Raw genomic sequence first — 18,064 nt, 5'->3', positions numbered from 1 at the left:
GCCTCCCCCGCTCACGAGAGCTCTCCGAGCGCCACGAGCTGGGCGAAGCCGGGGTGCGCGGCCCGCACCTCCTCGAAGGTGCCGGCCCCCTCGATCCGGCCGCCGTCGAGGAAGAGCAGCCGGTCGGCGCCGCGCACGGTCGAGAGCCGGTGGGCGACCACGAGGACGGTCATGCTGCCGTGCAGCTCGGCGACGGCCCGCGAGATCTCGTGCTCCGTGCGGTTGTCGAGCGCCGAGGTCGCCTCGTCGAGGACGAGGACGGAGGGGCGCCGGTACAGCGCCCGGGCGAGGCCGAGCCGCTGGCGCTGGCCGCCGGAGAGGCGGACGCCGCGCTCGCCCACGCGGGTGTCCAGACCCTGCGGCAGCCCGCCGACGAACTCCTCGAGCTGCGCCGTCCGCAGCACCTCGCGCACGCGCTCGTGGTCGACCTCGGCCGCCGGCACCCCGAAGGCGACGTTCGCGGCGACGGTCGCGTCCAGGAGGAACACGTCCTGCGGCACCACGCCGAGCCCCGCGTACCAGGCCGCGGGGTCCTCGTCGATCGGCCGCCCGCCGCAGAGGATCCGGCCGCTCGTGGGCGGGAGCAGGCCGAGGACCAGGTCGAGGAGGGTGCTCTTGCCGGCGCCGCTGGATCCGACGAAGGCGGTCGTGGCGTTCCGCGGGATCACCAGCGAGACGTCCCGCACCACGTCCACGTCGGAGTCGGCGTAGCGGTACGTGACGTGCTCGAGCGCGATGTCGCCGGAGTAGCGGCCGCCCGGCCCGGGCGTCTCGTCGTGCGCCCCCTCGGAGGCGAGCTCCTCGGCCGCCTCGGAGACGATCCGCAGGCCCGCCTGCCCGCTGCGCACGATCGCGAAGGTGGCCGAGACGCGGTTGAGCGTCGGCAGGGCGCGGAGGGAGGCGGCCGCGAAGACGCCCAGGACGGAGAGCGCCTCGGCGCCGGAGCCGGTGGCGACCAGGATCCCCGAGACGCCCACGACGGCGACGACGAAGCCGATCTCGAGCAGGTACTTCGGCAGCTCCGAGACGAGCGAGAGGGAGCGCAGAGCCTGGGCGCTGCGGCGCTTGGCCCCGCTGAAGCCGGCGACCAGGCTCGCCGCGCTCGAGGTCAGGCGCGCCTCGCGGAACCCGTCGAGCGAGGGGAGCAGGAACTGCCACGACTCCAGCGCGGCCTCCGCCATCTCCTCGCCGATCCGGCCCTGCCGCCGCCGCAGGAGCGCCTGGACGCCGCCGAGCAGCACCGCGAAGAAGACGGCCGCGAACAGGGTCGCGACCGGCGAGGCGACCAGCAGGATCGCCACGATCGCGACGAGCACCAGCAGGTCGGAGGCGATGCCGATCACGCCGAGGAGCACGCCGGCCGCCTGCGCGCTGGCGTCGTTGATGGTCCGGTACACCTCGGCGAGGCGCCGGGAGCGGTGGACGGCGTAGGGCGCGAGGACGTACCGCCGGAGCAGCTCCGTCGCAGCGTCGGCCGATATCCGCGTGGTGCGGCCGAGCAGCCACCACCGGAAGACGATCGTCCCGGCGCTCTTGAGCACGAAGACGACCGCGACGAAGCCGGCGATGATCGGGAGGAGGGTCTGGACGTCGGTCGAGCCGAGGACGCCGGAGAGGACGCCGAGCGCGCCCGTGGTGGTGTCGGTCCCGGTGAGCAGCGCCATGAGCGGCACCATCGCGGCGACGCCCAGGGTGTCGAGGACCGCGAGTGCGAGGGAGCCCGCGACGGCGGCGGTGATCCAGCCCGGAGAGGCGGCGCCGGCCAGCGAGAGGAGGGTGCGCAGCCCCGGTCGCAGGGACCCGCCGCTCACGCCGCCACCCCCTCGTACACGGCGGCGATCCCGCCGCACATGGCGGCGACGTCCCGTACGGCGCGAGGAGCCGCGGCCCTCGACGCCTGCCGCTCCAGCGCCGCGGCCACCGCCTCCGGGTCGTCGGCGTCGACCAGCGAGTCCCGGTCGACGATCTCGGGGTTCCCGCCCACCGCGGAGGCGACCACGGCGATCCCGCGGGCGGCCGCGTCGAGCAGCGTGTAGGAGCAGTTCTCCCAGACCGAGAGCTGGGCGACGACGTCCGCCGCGGCGAGCGCCGCCTCCGGATCGGCGAAGCCGGGGAACGACACGGCGTCGCCGAGGCCGAGCCGCTCGGCCCGGGCGCGCAGGGCGCCGTCGAGCGGACCCTCGCCGGCGACGGTCAGCGTGGCGCCGGGGACGCGCCGGCGCAGCACCGCGAAGGCCTCGAGCAGCGCGTCCAGGCGCTTCTCCGGCGCCAGGCGCGCGAGCGAGAGGACCCGGAGGGAGCCCGGCTCCCCCGGCTCGCGGTCGCGGGGCGCGGCGTCGACTCCGTTGAGCACGACCTGCACCGGCAGGCTCGGCCGCCACTTCTCGATCATGGTGCGGCGGGTGGCCTCCGAGACGGCGATCGCGGAGTCGAAGGACCGCAGCCGCGCGTGGTGCGCCGCCGCGGTCGTCCGCGCCCGCAGGGCGGTGCGGTGGTAGACGTCGGGCCCGGCGATGCCGTGCTCCGTCGTGACGCGGCGGACCCCGCGGGGCAGCGGGGTCGCCGCGGTCACGAGGTCGGCGTGGGCGAGGTGGGAGTGGACGATCGCCGGGCGGAGAGCCGCCGCGGTCGCGCGCAGGGTCGCCACGGAGGCGGCGGCGCCGGCGGACACTCCGAAGCGCCCGGTCGTCACGGCCGAGCCCTGCTCCCGCAGCCGCTCGGCGAGTGCTCCCTCCGGGCAGAGCACGACGAGGCGGTGGCCGGGGATCCCGTGCCGGGCGGCGTCGAGGACGTGGCGGGCCACCCCGCCGAACTCGCCGACCGGCACCGCCCAGAGCGCGAGCGGGGTCACAGCCACTCCTCCAGCCGCTCGAGCGCGGTCCAGAAGCCCTCGCCGCTGTTGACGTGCCCCTGCCAGATCTCGGGGATGAACGGCACCCCGGGCGCCAGCTCGTCGAGCGACGCCGCGAAGTCCGGCCAGTCGATCTCGCCCTCGCCGATCTGCACCCCCTCGCCGTCGACACCCGTCGCGTCGACGAGGTGCAGGTGCGCGCTGAGCGGAGCGAGCAGCGCCACCGCCTCCGAGAAGGCGAGCCCGAGGTGGTTCGCCGCGAGCTTGGTGTGCGAGGCGTCGAGGCAGAGCGGCGTGCCGGTCGCGGCCGCGAACTCGGCGGTGTCGTGCGGGTCCACGAAGAGGTTGTGGAACTGCTGCCCGCCCATGAGCCACGGGTAGGGCGGGAGGGTCTGCGCCAGCACGCGGACGCCGCTCGTGTCGATCCGCTCGAGGGCGTCGGCGACGCGCTCGTAGAGGGGAGCGCGCTGATCCGGAGCCACGTGCGCGTGCCGGGTGAAGCCGCCCATCGTGACGACCATCATCGGGTCCTCCTCCTGGCGGAACCAGCGCGCGAGGCTCCGGGTGGTCTCGACGGTGCGCTGCACCTCCGCGATCGAGCGCTCCCACACGTCGTCGTCGAAGGAGGCGAGGTCGACGAGGAAGTCGCCCGCGAACAGGTCCGGCAGGTGGGTGGTGAAGCCGGAGTCGAGGCGGCGGGTGAACACGGCGTCCGGCTCGATCTCCAGGTCGCGGTACGAGAAGTGGAACTCGAGGAAGTCGGCGTTCGACTCCGCGGCGAGCGCCGCGTGGTCGTGGTACCGCACCGGCAGGCCCCAGGGGCGGCGGAACCGGAACGGCCGGCCGGACGGCGTGCTCTCGCGCAGGTCGCCGGCGAAGAAGAACCCGCCCTCCTCGACGTCGCGGTGGAGCGCGCGGCCGAGCAGCTGCGGCAGCTCGTTGGGCTGGAGGCCCCGGCCGGGGCTGCGGACGACGACGTCGGCGGCGCGCACCACGTCCCCGATCGAGAGGTCGCGGGAGGCGACCAGCGACTTCGCGAGCGAGACGCGGTTCATCGACTCCCCCGTCGAGACCGATCGTGCGTCGCGCGTGCCGAGCGAGTCCTCGATGTCGCGGATCTCGCCGACCATGCGGCGGAACTCGTCCGGGAGCAGGGACACCGTGTGGTCGTTGCCCTCCATCCCCCGGTCGACCGTGAAGTGCTTCTCGACGATGCGGGCCCCGCGGGCGACCGCGGCGACGGGGACGTGCCAGCCCCGCTCGTGGCCGGAGTAGCCGACGACGCCGCCGCCGATCTCGGCGAGCCGGTCGAGGTAGGCGAGGTTGAGGTCGCGGTAGGGCGCCGGGTACGTCGACTGGGTGTGCAGCAGGGCGAAGGAGGTGCCGAGCGAGCGCAGCAGCGCGACCGACTCGAGGATCTCGGACTCGCGGGACATCCCGGTGCTGAGCAGCAGGGGCAGTCCCCGGGTGCCGGCGTCCTCGATCAGGCCGTGGTTGGTGAGGTCCGCCGAGGCGATCTTGAGGCCCGGGATCCCGTAGTCGACGAGCGCCTGCACGCTCGGGGCGTCCCACGGGGTGCAGAGAACGTCGATCCCGGCCTCGGCCGCGTGGTCGAAGACCCGGAGGAGCGGCTCGGCGGGCAGCGAGAAGCGGCGCAGGAGGTCGATCGTGTACTGGGCGCCGAGGTCCTCCCCCGCGGTGGCCCCGCCGGCGCGCCGGTAGAGGGAGTCGAGGTCGCGCAGCTGGAACTTCACCGCGTCGGCGCCCGCCTCGACCGCGAGGTCGACCAGCCGCCGCGCCAGATCGACCGATCCGTTGTGGTTGTTGCCGATCTCCGCGATCAGGAAGGCCGGGTGGCCGTCGCCCACCTCGTGGCGGCCGATCCGCAGCGCCCGATCGCCCTCGACCGCGATCGCGACGAGGTGCCCGCGGTCGTCGACGAGCGGGAGGTGGCTGATCCCGTCGCGGCCGAGCCGGGCGGCGATCGCGGTGGCCGGCTCGTCCGCTCCCGCCGTGCGGACGGCGGTGTTCGCGACGGCGAGGGCCGGGACGTCGAGGGAGGCCGTCGGGTTCGTGATGATCCAGCGGCGGAAGTCGCCGTCGGACACCGACCCGCGGAGGATCCCGTGCCCGTCGACGCAGAAGACGATCCGCTGCTTGTTCGCGTTGATCTTGGCCAGCGCGGTGAGCACCGGGTCCTCGGCGAAGACGATGAACGGGGCGAGGTGCCGGTCGATGATCATGCGCCGCCTCCCGCCGACAGGCCGAGGAGGGTCTGCTCGACCACCGCGAGATCCGCCTCGGTGTCGATGTCCCCGCCCTCCGCCTCGTCCATGACGAACAGGCCGACCCGGCCGCCGATCCGGTTGCGCTCGCGCTCGTAGACCTCGGTGCGGGTGAGGTAGAGGGACCCGGTCTCCCGGTAGAAGAAGTCGGCCTCGGCGAGGTCCTGGCGCCGCGGCCGGGCCGTGACGTCGTACTGCGGCACGGAGGCGCCCTCCTGCAGGCGCCAGAGGAACGGCGTCTGCGGGACGACGCCCACCAGCGAGTCGACTCCCGTCGAGGCGAACTGCTCGAGCGCGCGGGCGAGGGTGCCCGGGAGCCGGATCGGCGAGGTCGCCTGGAGGAGCATCACCGCGTCCGGGCGGCGGCCCAGCGCGGCCCGGTGCTCGATCGCGTGGAGCACGACGGGCTCGGTCGCCGTCTCGTCGCGCGCCAGCTCGGCGGGCCGGAGGAACGGCACGTCCGCTCCCGCCCCCTCCGCGATCGCGGCCAGCTCGAGGTCGTCGGTCGACACGAGCACGTCGAGACCGGCGGCGAGCGCCTGCTCGATGCTCCAGACCACCAGCGGGCGGCCCGCGACGGGGCGGGCGTTCTTGCGCGGTACGCCCTTCGAGCCCCCGCGGACGGGGATGACGCAGAGAACGGTCACAGGGTGTCTCCTTCGGCGATGGCGAGTGCCCGGCGGGCGACGGCGACGGCCGGCTCGACGGCCGGGACGGGCGGAGCCGCGGTCGGCGTCTGCCCGCCCCAGCGCGCGAGCCGGTACCGGCTCCAGAACTCGAGCACCCAGGCGGGCGGGTCCTCGCAGACGACCCACGCGGGGATCCCGGCGGCCGCGGCCTCCAGGACCCCGGTCGAGAAGATCGAGGCGACCGGCCGGGCCTGCGCGGCGAGGTCGCCGCCGCGGAGCACCCGGATGCCGCGGCGCTCCCACCGCGCGTGCTGCCAGCGCGAGCGGCGGTCGACCTCGGCGGGGTGGGGGCGGTAGTCGGCGCCCGCCTCGCGGCAGAAGCGGGAGGCGGTGGCCGCGGCCGTCCGCCGGGGCAGCTCCGCGCCGTGCAGCTGGCCGAGGAACAGGGGCCGCTCCTCGAGCCGCTCGGGGCGCGGGCGGCGCGACGCGGTCCAGAGCAGCTGGCTGCCGACGACCTCGGTCTCCACGTCGCTGCGACCGGAGGTCCAGAAGGCCGCGTCCTCCTCCGAGAACGCCAGCAGCGTCGCTCCGGGCGGGAGCGGCGGGGCGGAGGGGGTGAGCAGCCCGTGCTGCACGACCAGGAAGCGGGCGCCGAGGATCCCGGACCAGCGGTGGGCGGCCGCTCCCGCCGCGAGGAAGTGTCCGGTGGCGATCACGGCGCGGAGACCCCGCAGCTCGGCGGGCGGGTCCGCCTCCGGGTCGACCGGGTGCGCCCTCCAGCGGCCCGGCAGCAGCCCGGACAGCGCGTCGCCGGCTCCGGAGGGAGCGAGGACCGCCGCGGGAGCCCCGCCGAGAGGAGCGAGCGAGGCCGCGGTCGAAGCGAGGGCGCTCGCCGTCGACGCCTCCACCGCGAGCAGGACGGCGGGCCGGTCGCCGCGCACGTGCAGCACCAGGCGGGTCGGCTCGGAGCGCCGCAGCGCCGCCCGGGCGGTGCGCAGCGGGTCGCGGCCGCGCTGCCAGCGGCGCCAGGCCTCCAGATCGGTCGGGTGCGTCAGCGCCACAGGGCCCTCACCTCCCGCATCCGGTGCACGAAGGTGTGCTCGGCGCCGGTGCGGCGCGCGCCCGCCTCGCGGATGCGCCGCGCCCACGAGGGGTCCGCGCCCGCCCGCCGCACGTGCTCGACGAGCTGGTCCCGCTCCTCGAAGACGAGCACCTCGCTGCCCACCTCGTAGAACTTCGCCACCTCGGGACGGTCGATCAGGGTCAGCGCCCCGACGCCCGGCGCCTCGAAGGCGCGCATCGAGAGCCCGCCGTGGCCCGCGCCGTGCAGCGCCAGGGTCGCGGTCGAGCCGGCCATCACTCCGTAGTAGCCCGCCCGCGGGACGTCGCGGCGGGCGGGGACGCCGGCCGAGCGCCAGCGGCCGGTGCGCGCCACGTCCCAGGGGTGCCGCGACCACTGCCGCCCGTACGCCTCGACCGCGACCCCGCCGGCCGCGAGCTCCCGCAGCACGCGCTCGCGCTCGGGGTAGCGGGCGCCGACGAAGGTCACCGCGGCGGAGGGGCGGGGACGGAAGGAGAGGAGGGAGTCGAAGGCGTCGGGCAGGTGCCCGGCCGGAACCCCCGCGCGGGCGAGCTCGGCGACGTCGGCGGCAGAGTAGCTGACGATCGACACCGCCTCCCCGGCGAGGGAGCGCAGGCGGTCGACGGGGTGCCCCATGTTGCGGAGCTCGTCGTAGAGCCAGAGCACCACGGGGACGCCGGCGCGGCCGATCTCCTCCCACCAGGCGTCGCCGAGGGAGTCGCCCTTCACCACGAGGACGGCCCGGGGCCGGACGGTGCGCAGCGCCGCGATCGCGCGGTCGGTCTCGGCGCGCATGGACGAGCGCCGGAGCCGGCCCCCGGGGAGCCGGTGGCCGAGGGCGTCGCGCACGTGGCCCAGCCCGGTCGCGGCGTCGTAGCGGTGGACGATCACGTCGTCGCCCAGGTGTGCCAGCGCCGATTCGAGCGCCTCCCAGTAGCCGTGGAAGACCGGGCTCACCACGAGCACGGGCCCGCTCACCGGGACGCCGCCTCGGCGGCGGCGACGAGCCGGAGCTCGCGCCGGAGGACGGCCAGCGGACGCACGTCACTGCCGGCGGCGGCGCGCACCGCGTTGGCGGCGAGGTTCACGGCGGAGGCGGCGCGCAGGGCCGCGGCGAGGGCGGCGGGGCGCCCGCCCCACTTGCGGGCGTAGCGCAGGCGCGAGGCGACCAGCCAGATCAGCCGGCGCGCGGGGTCGGAGGAGCCGCCTCCCGTGTGCTCGGCGACGACGGAGCCGACGAAGACCGAGGGCACGCCGCGCTCGCGCAGCCGGCGCTGGAGGTCGACCTCCTCGCAGTTCATGTGGAAGGACTCGTCGAACCCGCCGACCGCGCGGAACTCGGCCACCGGCAGCAGCATCACGGCGCCCACCACCCAGTCCACCGGCACCGTCGCGCCCGGGGCGCACCGGGTGTCGTGGCCGACGGCCGCGTGCAGCCGCGGTCGCCAGCGCGCGAGCGGAGTGAGCCACTCCACGACGTAGTGGTGCGGCCGCGGGAAGCGCCGGCCGACCCACTGCCGCTCCCCGCCCGCGTCGACGAGGTCCGGAGCGACGACCGCGGGCAGCCACGGCCGTCCCGCCTCTAGCAGGTCGCGGAGGAAGGAGGGCCCGACGACGAGGTCGCTGTTGAGCACCAGGAGCAGCGGGTGGCGCGCCCGGGCGGCGCCCGTGTTCACCGCGGCGCCGAAGCCGCCGTTCCGCTCGCGCCGCACGACCTCCACTCCGTCGATCCCGGCCGGGAACGGGACCGGGGAGGCGTCGTCGACGACGACGATCTCGAGGGCGGGGGGCGACTCCTGGCTGCGGAGCCGCTCGACGAGGGCGAGCGCGGGCGCGGGGTCGCCGTAGTGCGGGATCACGACGCTCACCCCCTCGGCGGTCACCTCGCGACCGTCTCGGCGGCGCGATCCCGGCGGAGCGAGCGGCGGGTGCTCCGGACGGTGGCGGCCGGGGGCTCCGCGCCGACGGGCAGAGCACCGAGAGCGGGGAGGATCACCCGGAGCAGGGCGTCGATGTCCTCGACGGCCGCCGCGGCGACGTCCGGTCCGCGCCCGAACGGGTCGGCGAAGTCGTCCTCGGCGCCGTAGGGGGCGGTGTCGTCGGCGAGCAGCCGCAGGAGCGGGACGCCGGGGGCGGCTCCCGCCAGCCGCGCCGCCCGGCGGACCGTGGTGGTGCGGCGCGCGGCGGCCGGGAAGTGGCGGGTGACCCACTCCCGCTGGCCCGCCTCGAACACCAGCACGGGATCGGTGCCGGCGAGCATCCGGCCGTCGGCCTGGCGCGCGCGGTGCCCGGCCGTGGAGAGTCCGCGGGCCCGCAGCGCATCGCTGAGCTCGGGGTCGAGCCCGCGGCCGGCCTCCGCGTGCGTTCCCGCGCTCTCGACCCGCCAGTCGGAGCCGGCGCCGAGCAGGCGCGCCGCGATCAGCTCGGCCGAGGGCGACCGGGCCACGTTCGCATGGCAGAGCAGGAGCAGGCGCCCGCTCATCGAGCCGCCCGGCGGGACGTCTGCGGAGGCAGGGCCCGCGACTCCACCGGGGCGAGCTCGGACCGGCGCGGTGCCGCCGCCGCGCGCTTGCGCCCCGTCGCCGGCTGCGGCTCGGCGTAGTACGCGTTCTTGCGGTCGTAGTAGTAGTACCCGGTGTCGCCGTCGCGGGCGGTGACCATGTTGAGCACGGTGCCGAGCACGCGGGCGCGGACCTGCTGGACGATCCGCCGGGCGGCGACCACCTCGGGCCGGCGCGTCTGGTTCGAGGCGACGACGAAGACGACGCCGTCGACGACGGTCGCGACGATGGAGGCGTCGGTGACGGGCAGCACGGGCGGCGCGTCGATGATGACGAAGTAGTCCTTCGAGAGGCGCGCGACCAGGGCGCGCATCGCCTCGGAGCCGAGCATCTCGGACGGGTTCGGCGGGATGTGCCCGGCCGGGAGGGCGTAGAGGCCCGCGGTACCGGTGGGGCGGATCGCGTCGTCCACGGGGATCTGGTGGCTGAGGACCTCGCTGAGGCCGATGGCGCCGTCGATGTCCAGCATCCGCGCCACGGAGGGCCGGCGGAGGTCCGCGTCGACCAGGAGGGTGCGCTGCCCGGACTCCGCGGTGACGCGGGCCAGTCCGGCGGCGATCGTGGACTTGCCCTCGGCCTGGTTGGCGCTGGTGATCACGACGCTGCGCGTCTCCTCGTCCACGCTGGAGAAGCGCAGGCCCGTCCGGAGCGAGCGGAACGCCTCCGCGGTGAGCGCGTCGGTGCCGCGGCGGCCGCCGGTCCGGCCCGGGCGTCCGGCCTTGGGGATGCGGCCGAGGACGCCGACGCCGAAGAGCTCGGTGAGGTCGTCGACGGTCCGCACGCGGATGTCGAGGGCCCGGCGGAGGAAGGCGAGACCGAAGCCGAGAACGAGCCCGCCCAGGGCGCCGAGCAGGATGTTCCGCACCCAGTCGGGGCTCGTCGGGGCGGCGGGCGGCTCCGCGTTCTCGAGCGGGACGACGGTGATCTGCGGTGTGCGGTCCGCGGTGGACTGCGTCTCGATGTCGGTGATGACGGCCGCCAGCGCCGCGAGCGCCCCGTTGGCCAGTGCTGCGGCGTTCTGCGCGGTCCCGGCCTCGGCGGTGACCTCGATCAGGGTGCTGCCCGGAGCGACCCTCGCGGTGAGGCGGCCGCTCAGGGCCTCTCCGCCGGGGTTCGCCTCCGGGTCGGCCTCGATCCGCTCGGAGACGGCGCTGCTCGAGATCAGCGGCAGGTAGGCGTTGGCCCGGGTCACCGCGGTCTGCGACCCGCTGATCGCATCGGCCGAGCTGCCGTCGCTCGCGGCGATCACGAATCCGGCCGAGCTCGACTCGTAGACCTTCGGAGTGAGGAACGAGAAGGCGGCCATCGCCAGGGCTCCGACGAGCACGGCGACCACGAGGGTCCGCCAGTTCCGCCGGATGAATGCGATGAGGTCGACGACAGTCACTGCGCACCTTTCTGCGTGCCGCGCATGCGCCGCACGACGATGCTGAGGTGTCGGTCACGCTAGCAATGCGGAGCGCCTTTCCCTAGGCGGTCCCCGACCCCTCGGGAGGCCCTTTCTGCGAGGATGACGACATGTCCGCGCCAGGGGGAGAGATCGTCGTCGAGAGGCGTTCCCCGCTCGTTCACGCGGCCTTTCCGATAGCACATTCCGCTCGGATACTCGATGCCGTCCTGATGGGCCTCCTGGTCTACCGGCTCCCCACCCCCTTCCTCCCGGGGAGCGTCCCGCTGGCCCAGACGGCGCTGGCCGCCCTGGTCCTCGTCAGCCTCTTCCGGCGGCCCACCCGCCGTCTCGGACGGGCCGCCTGGTACCCGTGGCTGTGCCTCGCCCTGCTCGCCTTCGTCCTCGCGGGCTCGTCCTTCGACGGCCTCGACGCCCTGCGCCGGGCGGCGAACATCGCGCTCGTCATGCTCGCCGCGGGCTTCCTCGCGAGCGGGCGGATCGACGTGGTCTCGGGGCTCAAAGGACTCGCCGCGGCCCTGACGCTGAACGCCGTGCTGTTCGTCGCGGGACTCGCCCCGGACAGCTACCAGGGCGCCCTGACCGGCTTCCTCCAGGACAAGAACGTGGCCGGTCTCGTCTACGGAGCGGCGGCGCTGCTGGTCTCGGCGCTCAGCTCGCGGCTGTGGCTGCGGGTCGGCGTGGTCGCGCTCGGGGCCGGCGCGGTCGTCGCCACCGACTCCCGCACGTCGATGGCGGCCTACGCCTGCGCGCTCGTGTGGCTCGTCGCGGCGCCGCATCTGCGCCTGCTCTTCCGCGCGCTCCTCGGCGGCGGCCTCGTCCTGCTGTTCCTCTGGGCCGAGCGGAACCTGGCGACGGCGGGCGACTACGGGGTGGAGCGGGCCGGCTCCGACGCCCTGCGCGCCCGCATCCTCGACGCCTCGGTCGACAAGGTGGCGCTCTCGCCGTGGACCGGCTCCGGACTCGGCGAGGCGACCGCGCGGGTCGACGGGATCGACTGGTTCTTCCACAACTCCTACCTGGCGCTGATGGCCGAGGGCGGCGTCGTGCTGCTCGTCGGCGTCATCGGCACCGTGCTCGTGGCCGGCTTCGCGACGACGGCCGCCGGGGCCGGGAGCCGCCCGGGGCACGCGGTCGGCGCGGCGAGCATCCTGGTGCTGCTGTGTGCGACGCAGCTGGGCGAGGTGTTCTTCGCCCCGATCTCGTTCGTCGTGATCGGCGCGGGTCTCGCTCTGCTCGCGGAGCAGTCCGCCCGCGCCCGCGCTCTGCCGCCGGAGTAGCGCATCCCGCGCCCGCCCGATCCGGCGCGGATCCGCGGGTCCGGGGCGCGGAGGTCCCGGTCGGCGGGCGCTTCCCGGTGGGGCGGAGGTCGCCCGGTGCGGCCCCGGCCGACCGCCGCTCAGACGCGGCCGCGCTCGCGGACCGCGTCGCGGAGGACCTCGCGGACGCCCGCCCACATGTGCCGCGCGTTCAGCTCGGCCAGCACCCGCTCCCGGCCCGCGCGGGCGACCTCGGCCCGCTTCCCGTCGTCGCTCAGCACCGCCTCCAGCACCGCCGCGATCCCCGCCGGGTCGTGCAGGGGCAGCGCGAAGGCCGTCTCGCCGTCGCGGATGTAGCCGGTCATCGCGGCGCTCGCGGTGACCGCCGTGCAGGTCCCGCAGCCGGAGGCCTCCAGCAGGACGCTCTGGCCCGTCGGGTAGGCGAGGTCGTGGCTGGTGACGACGACGAGCTCGGCGTCGCGCAGGTCGTCGCGGTGCCGATCGACCGGGACGGGATCGTGCAGGACGACGTTGGCCGGCAGCGCCCGGGACGGCCGCCGCGCAGGAGTGGTCACGATGTCGAACCGCCGGTGCGGCAGGCGCTCGGCGGCGGCGACCAGCGAGTCGAAGTCGCGCCCGCGGTCGACCCCGACGGCGAGCACCTCGAACCGCTTCGGACGCGGCGGAACGGGCCGGTAGTAGTCGGAGTCGACCCCGAAGAGGACCGGTGCGATCCGCCGCTCGTCGACGCCGTGGCGGGCGAAGACCTCGCGCTGGTTCTCGCTGAGCACGACGAGCCGGTCCACGCCCTGGAGCAGCCGGACCACCTGTCGGCGCCGCTCCGGCGAGCCGGTGAGCAGCTCCTCCGCCCACCAGCAGGAGAGGACCACGAGCGGCGTGCGGCCGTACGGCCCGAGCCGCGCGCGCCGGAGCAGGGCGGGGAGGCCCGCCTCCGGCTCGAGCACGCAGAGCACCGCGTCGGCCGAGCGGACCGCCCGGAGCGCGCGCAGCTGCGTGTCCACGTTCAGCCCCGTGCGGTGCTCCACGACGTCGCGGAGCTTCACGTGCGCGGGCCGAGACGCGTGACCGGGGACGAGGAGCCGCGTCGAGTCGTCCCGGAGGAGGTCGGCCCGGTACGGCAGCCTCCCTCGGGCGAAGGGCTCGCCCGGAGCCAGGCGCAGGGTCGGGTGCTTGAGGAACAGTCCGAGCACTCTGAGGACTTCCGGTTCGCGGGTCATCGTCGTCCTTTCCCGAGGGAGGAGGAGAGGCTCCCCGCGGCATTCCCCGGAAAGCGGATCGGTCTCCTGGCGGGAGGATCAGGAATCATCGGAGAGGGCCATCCGCGCCAGAAGTCCGTCGATAGCCGACTTCCCGGAGGACGGCGAGTAGGAATCGTTCCAGCGGGCACGATCCCTCTCCCGCGACTCCGATAGTCCTCTCTTCTTCCGGGCTCTGATCAGCTCGGCCAGAGCCCGCGGATCCCCGGCTCGGAACGTGGCGTCGATCGACGGGCCGACGACCTCGGGGAGCGCACCGGCATCGCTCACCACCACGGGGACGCCGGCCGACATCGCCTCCGTCACGACCAGGCCGAACGACTCCGGCTGCACCGACGGCACCACCAGGAGGTCGATCCGCGCGAAGAGGTCGCCGGGCTCGATCCACCCCGGCCGGTCCACCAGAGCGGCGACCGGAGCGAGGGCCGCCTCCACCTCGCGACGCTCCCGCTCCGCCACGAACCGGGCCTCGCCCGCCAGCACCAGGCGATACGCGCCCGGTTCCCCGGCCTCCAGCAGCGCCAGCGCCTCGGTGAGGACCCGCACCCCCTTCGCGAGCGAGGGACGCCCGAGGAAGCCGAGGACGGTCGTCCCGTCCTCCCGCGGCCGCGCCTCCGGCAGCTCGACGCGGCGGCTCCAGTTCGGCAGCACGGTCGACCCGGGGACGACCCCCGCGAGGTAGCGGGAGGGGACGAGGGTCGCCAGCGCGCCGCGGCGGGCCACGGGCGCGAGCAGCCGCTGCAGGCCGGACGGGCGCTGGTGCAGATGCACGATCCGCCGCGGACGCCCTGCGGTCGCGACGGCCGGCACCAGCCCGTTGCACCACAGCACGCCCTCGCGGGAGGAGGCGTCCCAGCGCCGCAGCGCGCGCATCCAGGCGGGTCTGCCCGTGGCCTCGAGCTCGACGACCCGGTGGCCGGCGGCGAGGGCGGCGACGACGAGCGCACGCGGCTCCGAGGGGCCGACGACCACGACCGGGACCTCGAGCGCCTCGAGCGCCTCCGCGATGCTCAGCAGCATCACCTCGCCGCCGCCGATGTCGCCGTTGTTGGTCGCGAGCGCCACCGGAGGCCGCCCGGCGCCGCCCGCTCCCCCGTGGATCATCCGCCGCCCCGCCCGCCTCCGTGCGGCGCCCCCGCGGCCCGCGGGCCCATCCTCACCGAGACGAGCGCTCCGCTCCACCGCCCCCGGCCGGGCTCCGCGGGCCGCAGGAGCGCTGGAATACTGACCGGATGGAGCTCGTGGGCGTTCTCTGGGCCGACGAGGCCGTGCCGCTCGTGTCGGCGTTCGTCCACCGGCGGGCCGACGCGGCGGGCCTGCGCGCACTCGTGCTCAAGGGACCGACCGCCGCCGCCGACCGGCTCCGGCCGCCCCGCACCTCCGGCGACGTCGACCTGCTGGTCGCCCCCGACGACCTGCCCCGGATCCTGGCCCTCCTGGCCGCCGACGGCTGGACCGAGCGGCCCTGGCCGGACGGACCGACGCTCGCGGCCAAGCACTCGCGCTCCTACCGGCACGCCGCGTGGCCGGTCGACATCGACGTGCACTGGCGGTGGCCGGGATTCCTCGTGCCGCCGCGCGACGCCTTCGAGGCGCTGTGGAGCCGGCACCGGATCGTGGAGCTGGCCGGCCGTCCGGTCGCGACCGCCAGCGTCGCCGACTCGGCGCTCGTGCTGGCGCTGCACGCGCTCCGCGACGCCTGGCAGATCACCGACCCGCGCCTCACGCGGCCCTCCGACTACGACCTGCTCGTCGAGGCGGTGGCCGCCCGCGCGGAGCTGCACGCTCCGCTCCGGGCGGCTGCGGAGGAGCTCGGCGCCGTCCAGACCGCGCAGCCCTTCCTCGACGCGCTCGGCATCCGCGCGCGCGCCGGGGAGGTGCCCGCGGCCGAGCTGCGGGCGTGGCGGATCAACGCGAGCTCGCCCCACGCCTCCGCGGGGTGGGTGCAGGCCGTGCGCGCGGCCGGCTGGCGGCAGCGGCCGCTGCTCCTCGCCCGCGCCGTCTTCCCCGCTCCCCACGCCCTGCGCGCCGCCGACCCCGCCATCGGCCCGCGCCGGATCGACGTGGCGGCCGGCTGGTGGCGGCGGCTGCGACGCGGCGCCCGCACGGCTCCGCTCGCGTGGGACCACCTCCGACGGACGGACAGGACCTGACATGACCCGCCGGCTGATCCGCGCCCCCTTCGGGCTCGGCGTGCGCTTCACCTTCGACGACACCGTCCCCGACCGCTTCGTGGCGGAGGTGGAGGAGTCGTGGAACGACGTGGACGACGACGCCGATCGCCCGGGCTCCGAGTACCGGGTGTCGCTGACCGAGCCGGTCGGGGAGCCGGGAGTGATCGCGCAGCCGACCGAGGACGCCCTCGCCGAGCACATCGGCGCCGCGCTCACCCTCGCGGCGGCCGACGCCTGCGAGGGCCGGCTGCTCAGCGTGCACGCCTCCGCGGTCGCCCTGCCCGACGGCCGCGTCGTCGCGTTCGTCGGGCGGCCCGGTGCCGGGAAGTCGACCCTCGTGAGCCTCGCCGCTCGGCGGTACGGGTACGTGACCGACGAGACGCTCGCCGTCCGCCGCGACGGGCGGGTGCTGCCGTTCCGGAAGCCCGTCGCCCTCCTCGACGGCGGCGACTGGAAGCGGTACCGCTCCCCCGCCGCGATGGGCCTGCAGCCGCTGCCGGACGCTCCGCTGCGCCTGGCCGCCCTGCTCCTGATCGCCCGCGACCCCTCCGGCCCGGTGGAGCCCCGGCTCGAGCCGATCGCCTTCGACGAGGCGCTCTCGGTGCTGCTGCCCGAGCTGAGCCACTTCGCACGGCTGCCCGCGGCGCTGCACCACCTCGCCGGGTTGCTCGACTCCGTCGGCGGGGCCCAGGTGCTCCGCTACCGCGAGGCCGAGACCGTGCTGCCGCTCCTGGAGCGGCTCGGGGAGCCGTCGCCGGTCGTCGCCGACGCGCCCGAGGCAGATGCGGCGGCGCCCGGCCCGGGCCTGCTCGCGCGCGCCGCCGGCGTCGAGTGGGTCGAGCGCGACGGAGTGGTCAGCTGCCTCCTCGACGAGCGGGTCGAGACGCTGACCGGGATCGGCCCGGTGCTGTGGCGCGCTCTCGGGACGCCCGCGACGGTCGACGCGCTGACCGGGGCCGTCGTCGCCGAGCACGGCGCCCCGCCCGCGGGCGACCCCCGGGCGCACGTCGAGGCCGTGCTCGACGCGATGGTCGAGCACGGCCTCGTGGTCCGCGGCGCCTGACGGCGCCGAGCGCGCGGCTAGCCCGTGCGGACGTTCGGCCCGACGGAGCCGCGGGCGATGAACAGGTCGAGCAGGTTCACGAGCCCCACCGCGCGGATGTAGAGCGCCGCGACGTCGTAGCGGCCGACGGGGAGCGCCTCGAGGGCGGCCGGCCCGGTCGGGTTGGTGGAGCGGTTCTGCGCGTTGACGTCGATCTGGATGACGTCCCGCAGGGCGGTGAAGACCGGGGTGAGGACCGCGTTCTGCAGCGTCGTGAGCAGCGGCGGGAGGGTGACGGTGAGCAGGGTGGTCACCAGCGTCTGGACGCCCAGACCGACGACACCCGCACTGACCAGCGGGACGCCGTTCACCCGGATGGCGGCCCCGAGCCGGGTCGTCAGGGTGGAGAGGAGCGCGGCGGTGAAGTTCCCCACCGCCGTGCCCGGCACCTGCAGGGCGTTGTCGACGAAGAGGGTCGAGTTCGGCGGGAGGCCGTTGACGTAGGGCGAGGTCGCGCCCTGGCCCGGTGCTCCGCCGAGCAGCGAGAAGAGATCGACCGTGATGGTCGCGGGGTTCGTCGACAGCTGCGCCTGGATCGGCTGCGTGCCGCCGGGGATGCTGCCGCCGAGGACCGACGTGGTGTCGACCGTGACCGTCAGCCCGAGGCCCGAGAGGTTCACCACGGCACCGAGCAGCGTGTTGATCGCCGTCGTGATCGCGGTCAGGGTGGGCGAGCTCAGCACCAGGTCCAGGCGGCCGACCTGGTAGTCGCGCTGCAGGTTGTCCGACCCGGGCACGCAGGCCGACTGGAGGGACGCGCGACCGGTCAGGGCGCCGATCCGCAGGGTCAGGTCCGTCACGTTGGTGAGCAGAGCGGCCACTCCCGCGCCGCCGGACGCCGCGAGGATCGCCCGGAGGTTCACCGTCCCGAAGTCGGGGAAGCTCCCCGCCGTCGAGTCGAGCGCCAGCTGGCCCGCGTCCGTGATCGCGCCGGAGGCGCCGCGGACGGTGCCGTTCGTGTTCGCCGACGCGTACTGGTTGAGAGTGCCGACGCCGGCGGGAGCCGCCAGCGTGAGGAGGGAGGAGAGCGTGCCGGTCAGCCCGGTCGCGTTCACGGCGATCGTGTTCAGCACCGTGGCGTTGACGCCGCCGGTCACGACGGCCGGGTTGCCCTGGTCGGGAGCGATCGCCGTCACGCCCGAGACGCCGGCGACGGTGTCGAGGTTCACTCCGCCGAGGAAGCCGCTGAGGAGGCGTCCGCGGGCGACCGCCTGGAAGACCGTCCCCACCGGGAAGCAGCTGATCGAGACGGCGGAGGCGGACTGCGCCAGCATCACCGCGGGCACCGACCAGACCGCTCCGGCCACGACCGTCCGCCGTGCGAAGACGCCCGCGGAATTCGCGCTCTTCTTCTCGCTCTTATCGCTGATATCGCTGGATGCGAGCGGATTAGACTCCGACATTGGCGGCCCTCCGGTGCTGTCGCTCGACGTACAC

General features: G+C 75.5%; 15 protein-coding genes. 3 read left to right on the top strand and 12 right to left on the bottom strand.

The genetic code is table 11. The features are described 5' to 3' along the window. Positions 1-11 precede the first annotated feature (11 nt). The 9 genes from C5D50_RS06420 to C5D50_RS06380 are packed head-to-tail and all read right to left on the bottom strand — an operon-like array spanning position 12 to position 10,794. On the bottom strand, positions 12-1,811 hold the full coding sequence (locus tag C5D50_RS06420; protein ID WP_104284028.1) for an ABC transporter ATP-binding protein: 1,800 nt from the start codon (positions 1,809-1,811) through the stop codon (positions 12-14). After that, positions 1,808-2,851 (bottom strand): glycosyltransferase family 4 protein, encoded by a 1,044-nt coding sequence (locus C5D50_RS06415; protein ID WP_104284027.1) that lies wholly within the window; start codon positions 2,849-2,851, stop codon positions 1,808-1,810. Before C5D50_RS06415 ends, C5D50_RS06420 begins: the two co-directional genes overlap by 4 nt. Beyond that, positions 2,848-5,094: an N-acetylneuraminate synthase family protein gene (locus C5D50_RS06410; protein ID WP_104288962.1), complete on the bottom strand. Its 2,247-nt coding sequence runs from the start codon at positions 5,092-5,094 to the stop codon at positions 2,848-2,850. The genes C5D50_RS06415 and C5D50_RS06410 overlap by 4 nt, the downstream gene beginning before the upstream one ends. Further along, positions 5,091-5,783 (bottom strand): cytidylyltransferase domain-containing protein, encoded by a 693-nt coding sequence (locus C5D50_RS06405; protein ID WP_104284013.1) that lies wholly within the window; start codon positions 5,781-5,783, stop codon positions 5,091-5,093. Before C5D50_RS06405 ends, C5D50_RS06410 begins: the two co-directional genes overlap by 4 nt. Beyond that, on the bottom strand, positions 5,780-6,826 hold the full coding sequence (locus C5D50_RS06400; protein WP_104288961.1) for a hypothetical protein: 1,047 nt from the start codon (positions 6,824-6,826) through the stop codon (positions 5,780-5,782). Before C5D50_RS06400 ends, C5D50_RS06405 begins: the two co-directional genes overlap by 4 nt. Then, positions 6,817-7,824, bottom strand: coding sequence for a glycosyltransferase (locus C5D50_RS06395; protein ID WP_104284015.1), 1,008 nt, complete (start codon positions 7,822-7,824; stop codon positions 6,817-6,819). Before C5D50_RS06395 ends, C5D50_RS06400 begins: the two co-directional genes overlap by 10 nt. After that, complete coding sequence (locus C5D50_RS06390) at positions 7,821-8,729, bottom strand: glycosyltransferase family 2 protein (RefSeq protein WP_104284016.1); 909 nt, start codon at positions 8,727-8,729, stop codon at positions 7,821-7,823. Before C5D50_RS06390 ends, C5D50_RS06395 begins: the two co-directional genes overlap by 4 nt. Continuing rightward, positions 8,726-9,328 carry a hypothetical protein gene (locus tag C5D50_RS06385; RefSeq protein WP_104227202.1) on the bottom strand — a complete coding sequence of 201 codons (603 nt, stop codon included), beginning with the start codon at positions 9,326-9,328 and terminating at the stop codon, positions 8,726-8,728. The genes C5D50_RS06390 and C5D50_RS06385 overlap by 4 nt, the downstream gene beginning before the upstream one ends. After that, positions 9,325-10,794 (bottom strand): polysaccharide biosynthesis tyrosine autokinase, encoded by a 1,470-nt coding sequence (locus C5D50_RS06380; protein ID WP_104233579.1) that lies wholly within the window; start codon positions 10,792-10,794, stop codon positions 9,325-9,327. Before C5D50_RS06380 ends, C5D50_RS06385 begins: the two co-directional genes overlap by 4 nt. 233 nt (positions 10,795-11,027) lie before the next feature. Here C5D50_RS06380 and C5D50_RS06375 point away from each other — a divergent pair, with 233 nt between their 5' ends. Continuing rightward, positions 11,028-12,095 carry an O-antigen ligase family protein gene (locus C5D50_RS06375; RefSeq protein ID WP_104284017.1) on the top strand — a complete coding sequence of 356 codons (1,068 nt, stop codon included), beginning with the start codon at positions 11,028-11,030 and terminating at the stop codon, positions 12,093-12,095. Positions 12,096-12,214: 119 nt separating this feature from the next. Here the strand turns inward: C5D50_RS06375 and C5D50_RS06370 are convergent, their stop codons facing one another. Together C5D50_RS06370 and C5D50_RS06365 are read right to left on the bottom strand one after the other, a co-directional pair. Further along, positions 12,215-13,312, bottom strand: coding sequence for a glycosyltransferase family 4 protein (locus C5D50_RS06370; protein ID WP_104284018.1), 1,098 nt, complete (start codon positions 13,310-13,312; stop codon positions 12,215-12,217). Positions 13,313-13,390: 78 nt separating this feature from the next. Further along, the gene (locus C5D50_RS06365) at positions 13,391-14,455 is read right to left on the bottom strand and encodes a glycosyltransferase family 4 protein (RefSeq protein ID WP_104288960.1); all 1,065 of its coding nucleotides are present in this window, start codon (positions 14,453-14,455) and stop codon (positions 13,391-13,393) included. A 128-nt stretch (positions 14,456-14,583) separates the two neighbouring features. Here C5D50_RS06365 and C5D50_RS06360 point away from each other — a divergent pair, with 128 nt between their 5' ends. Together C5D50_RS06360 and C5D50_RS06355 are read left to right on the top strand one after the other, a co-directional pair. Next, positions 14,584-15,504, top strand: coding sequence for a nucleotidyltransferase family protein (locus tag C5D50_RS06360; protein ID WP_104283082.1), 921 nt, complete (start codon positions 14,584-14,586; stop codon positions 15,502-15,504). Position 15,505: 1 nt separating this feature from the next. Beyond that, the gene (locus tag C5D50_RS06355; RefSeq protein ID WP_104283081.1) at positions 15,506-16,588 is read left to right on the top strand and encodes a PqqD family protein; all 1,083 of its coding nucleotides are present in this window, start codon (positions 15,506-15,508) and stop codon (positions 16,586-16,588) included. A gap of 17 nt (positions 16,589-16,605) precedes the next feature. Here the strand turns inward: C5D50_RS06355 and C5D50_RS06350 are convergent, their stop codons facing one another. Further along, positions 16,606-17,934 carry a choice-of-anchor G family protein gene (locus tag C5D50_RS06350; RefSeq protein ID WP_104283080.1) on the bottom strand — a complete coding sequence of 443 codons (1,329 nt, stop codon included), beginning with the start codon at positions 17,932-17,934 and terminating at the stop codon, positions 16,606-16,608. Positions 17,935-18,064: the final 130 nt, after the last annotated feature.

It is taken from the genome of Rathayibacter sp. RFBD1 (assembly GCF_002932915.1).
Taxonomy (GTDB): domain Bacteria; phylum Actinomycetota; class Actinomycetes; order Actinomycetales; family Microbacteriaceae; genus Rathayibacter.
This window is presented reverse-complemented; position numbering and strand designations above follow the sequence as displayed.

Bases quoted from the DNA above. Each gene is read 5' to 3' on its own strand.
- C5D50_RS06410 (WP_104288962.1), bottom strand. From the start codon at position 5,094: ATGATCATCGACCGGCACCTCGCCCCGTTCATCGTCTTCGCCGAGGAC.
- C5D50_RS06385 (WP_104227202.1), bottom strand. From the start codon at position 9,328: ATGAGCGGGCGCCTGCTCCTGCTCTGCCATGCGAACGTGGCCCGGTCG.
- C5D50_RS06375 (WP_104284017.1), top strand. From the start codon at position 11,028: ATGGGCCTCCTGGTCTACCGGCTCCCCACCCCCTTCCTCCCGGGGAGC.
- C5D50_RS06370 (WP_104284018.1), bottom strand. From the start codon at position 13,312: ATGACCCGCGAACCGGAAGTCCTCAGAGTGCTCGGACTGTTCCTCAAG.
- C5D50_RS06365 (WP_104288960.1), bottom strand. From the start codon at position 14,455: ATGATCCACGGGGGAGCGGGCGGCGCCGGGCGGCCTCCGGTGGCGCTC.
- C5D50_RS06360 (WP_104283082.1), top strand. From the start codon at position 14,584: ATGGAGCTCGTGGGCGTTCTCTGGGCCGACGAGGCCGTGCCGCTCGTG.
- C5D50_RS06355 (WP_104283081.1), top strand. From the start codon at position 15,506: ATGACCCGCCGGCTGATCCGCGCCCCCTTCGGGCTCGGCGTGCGCTTC.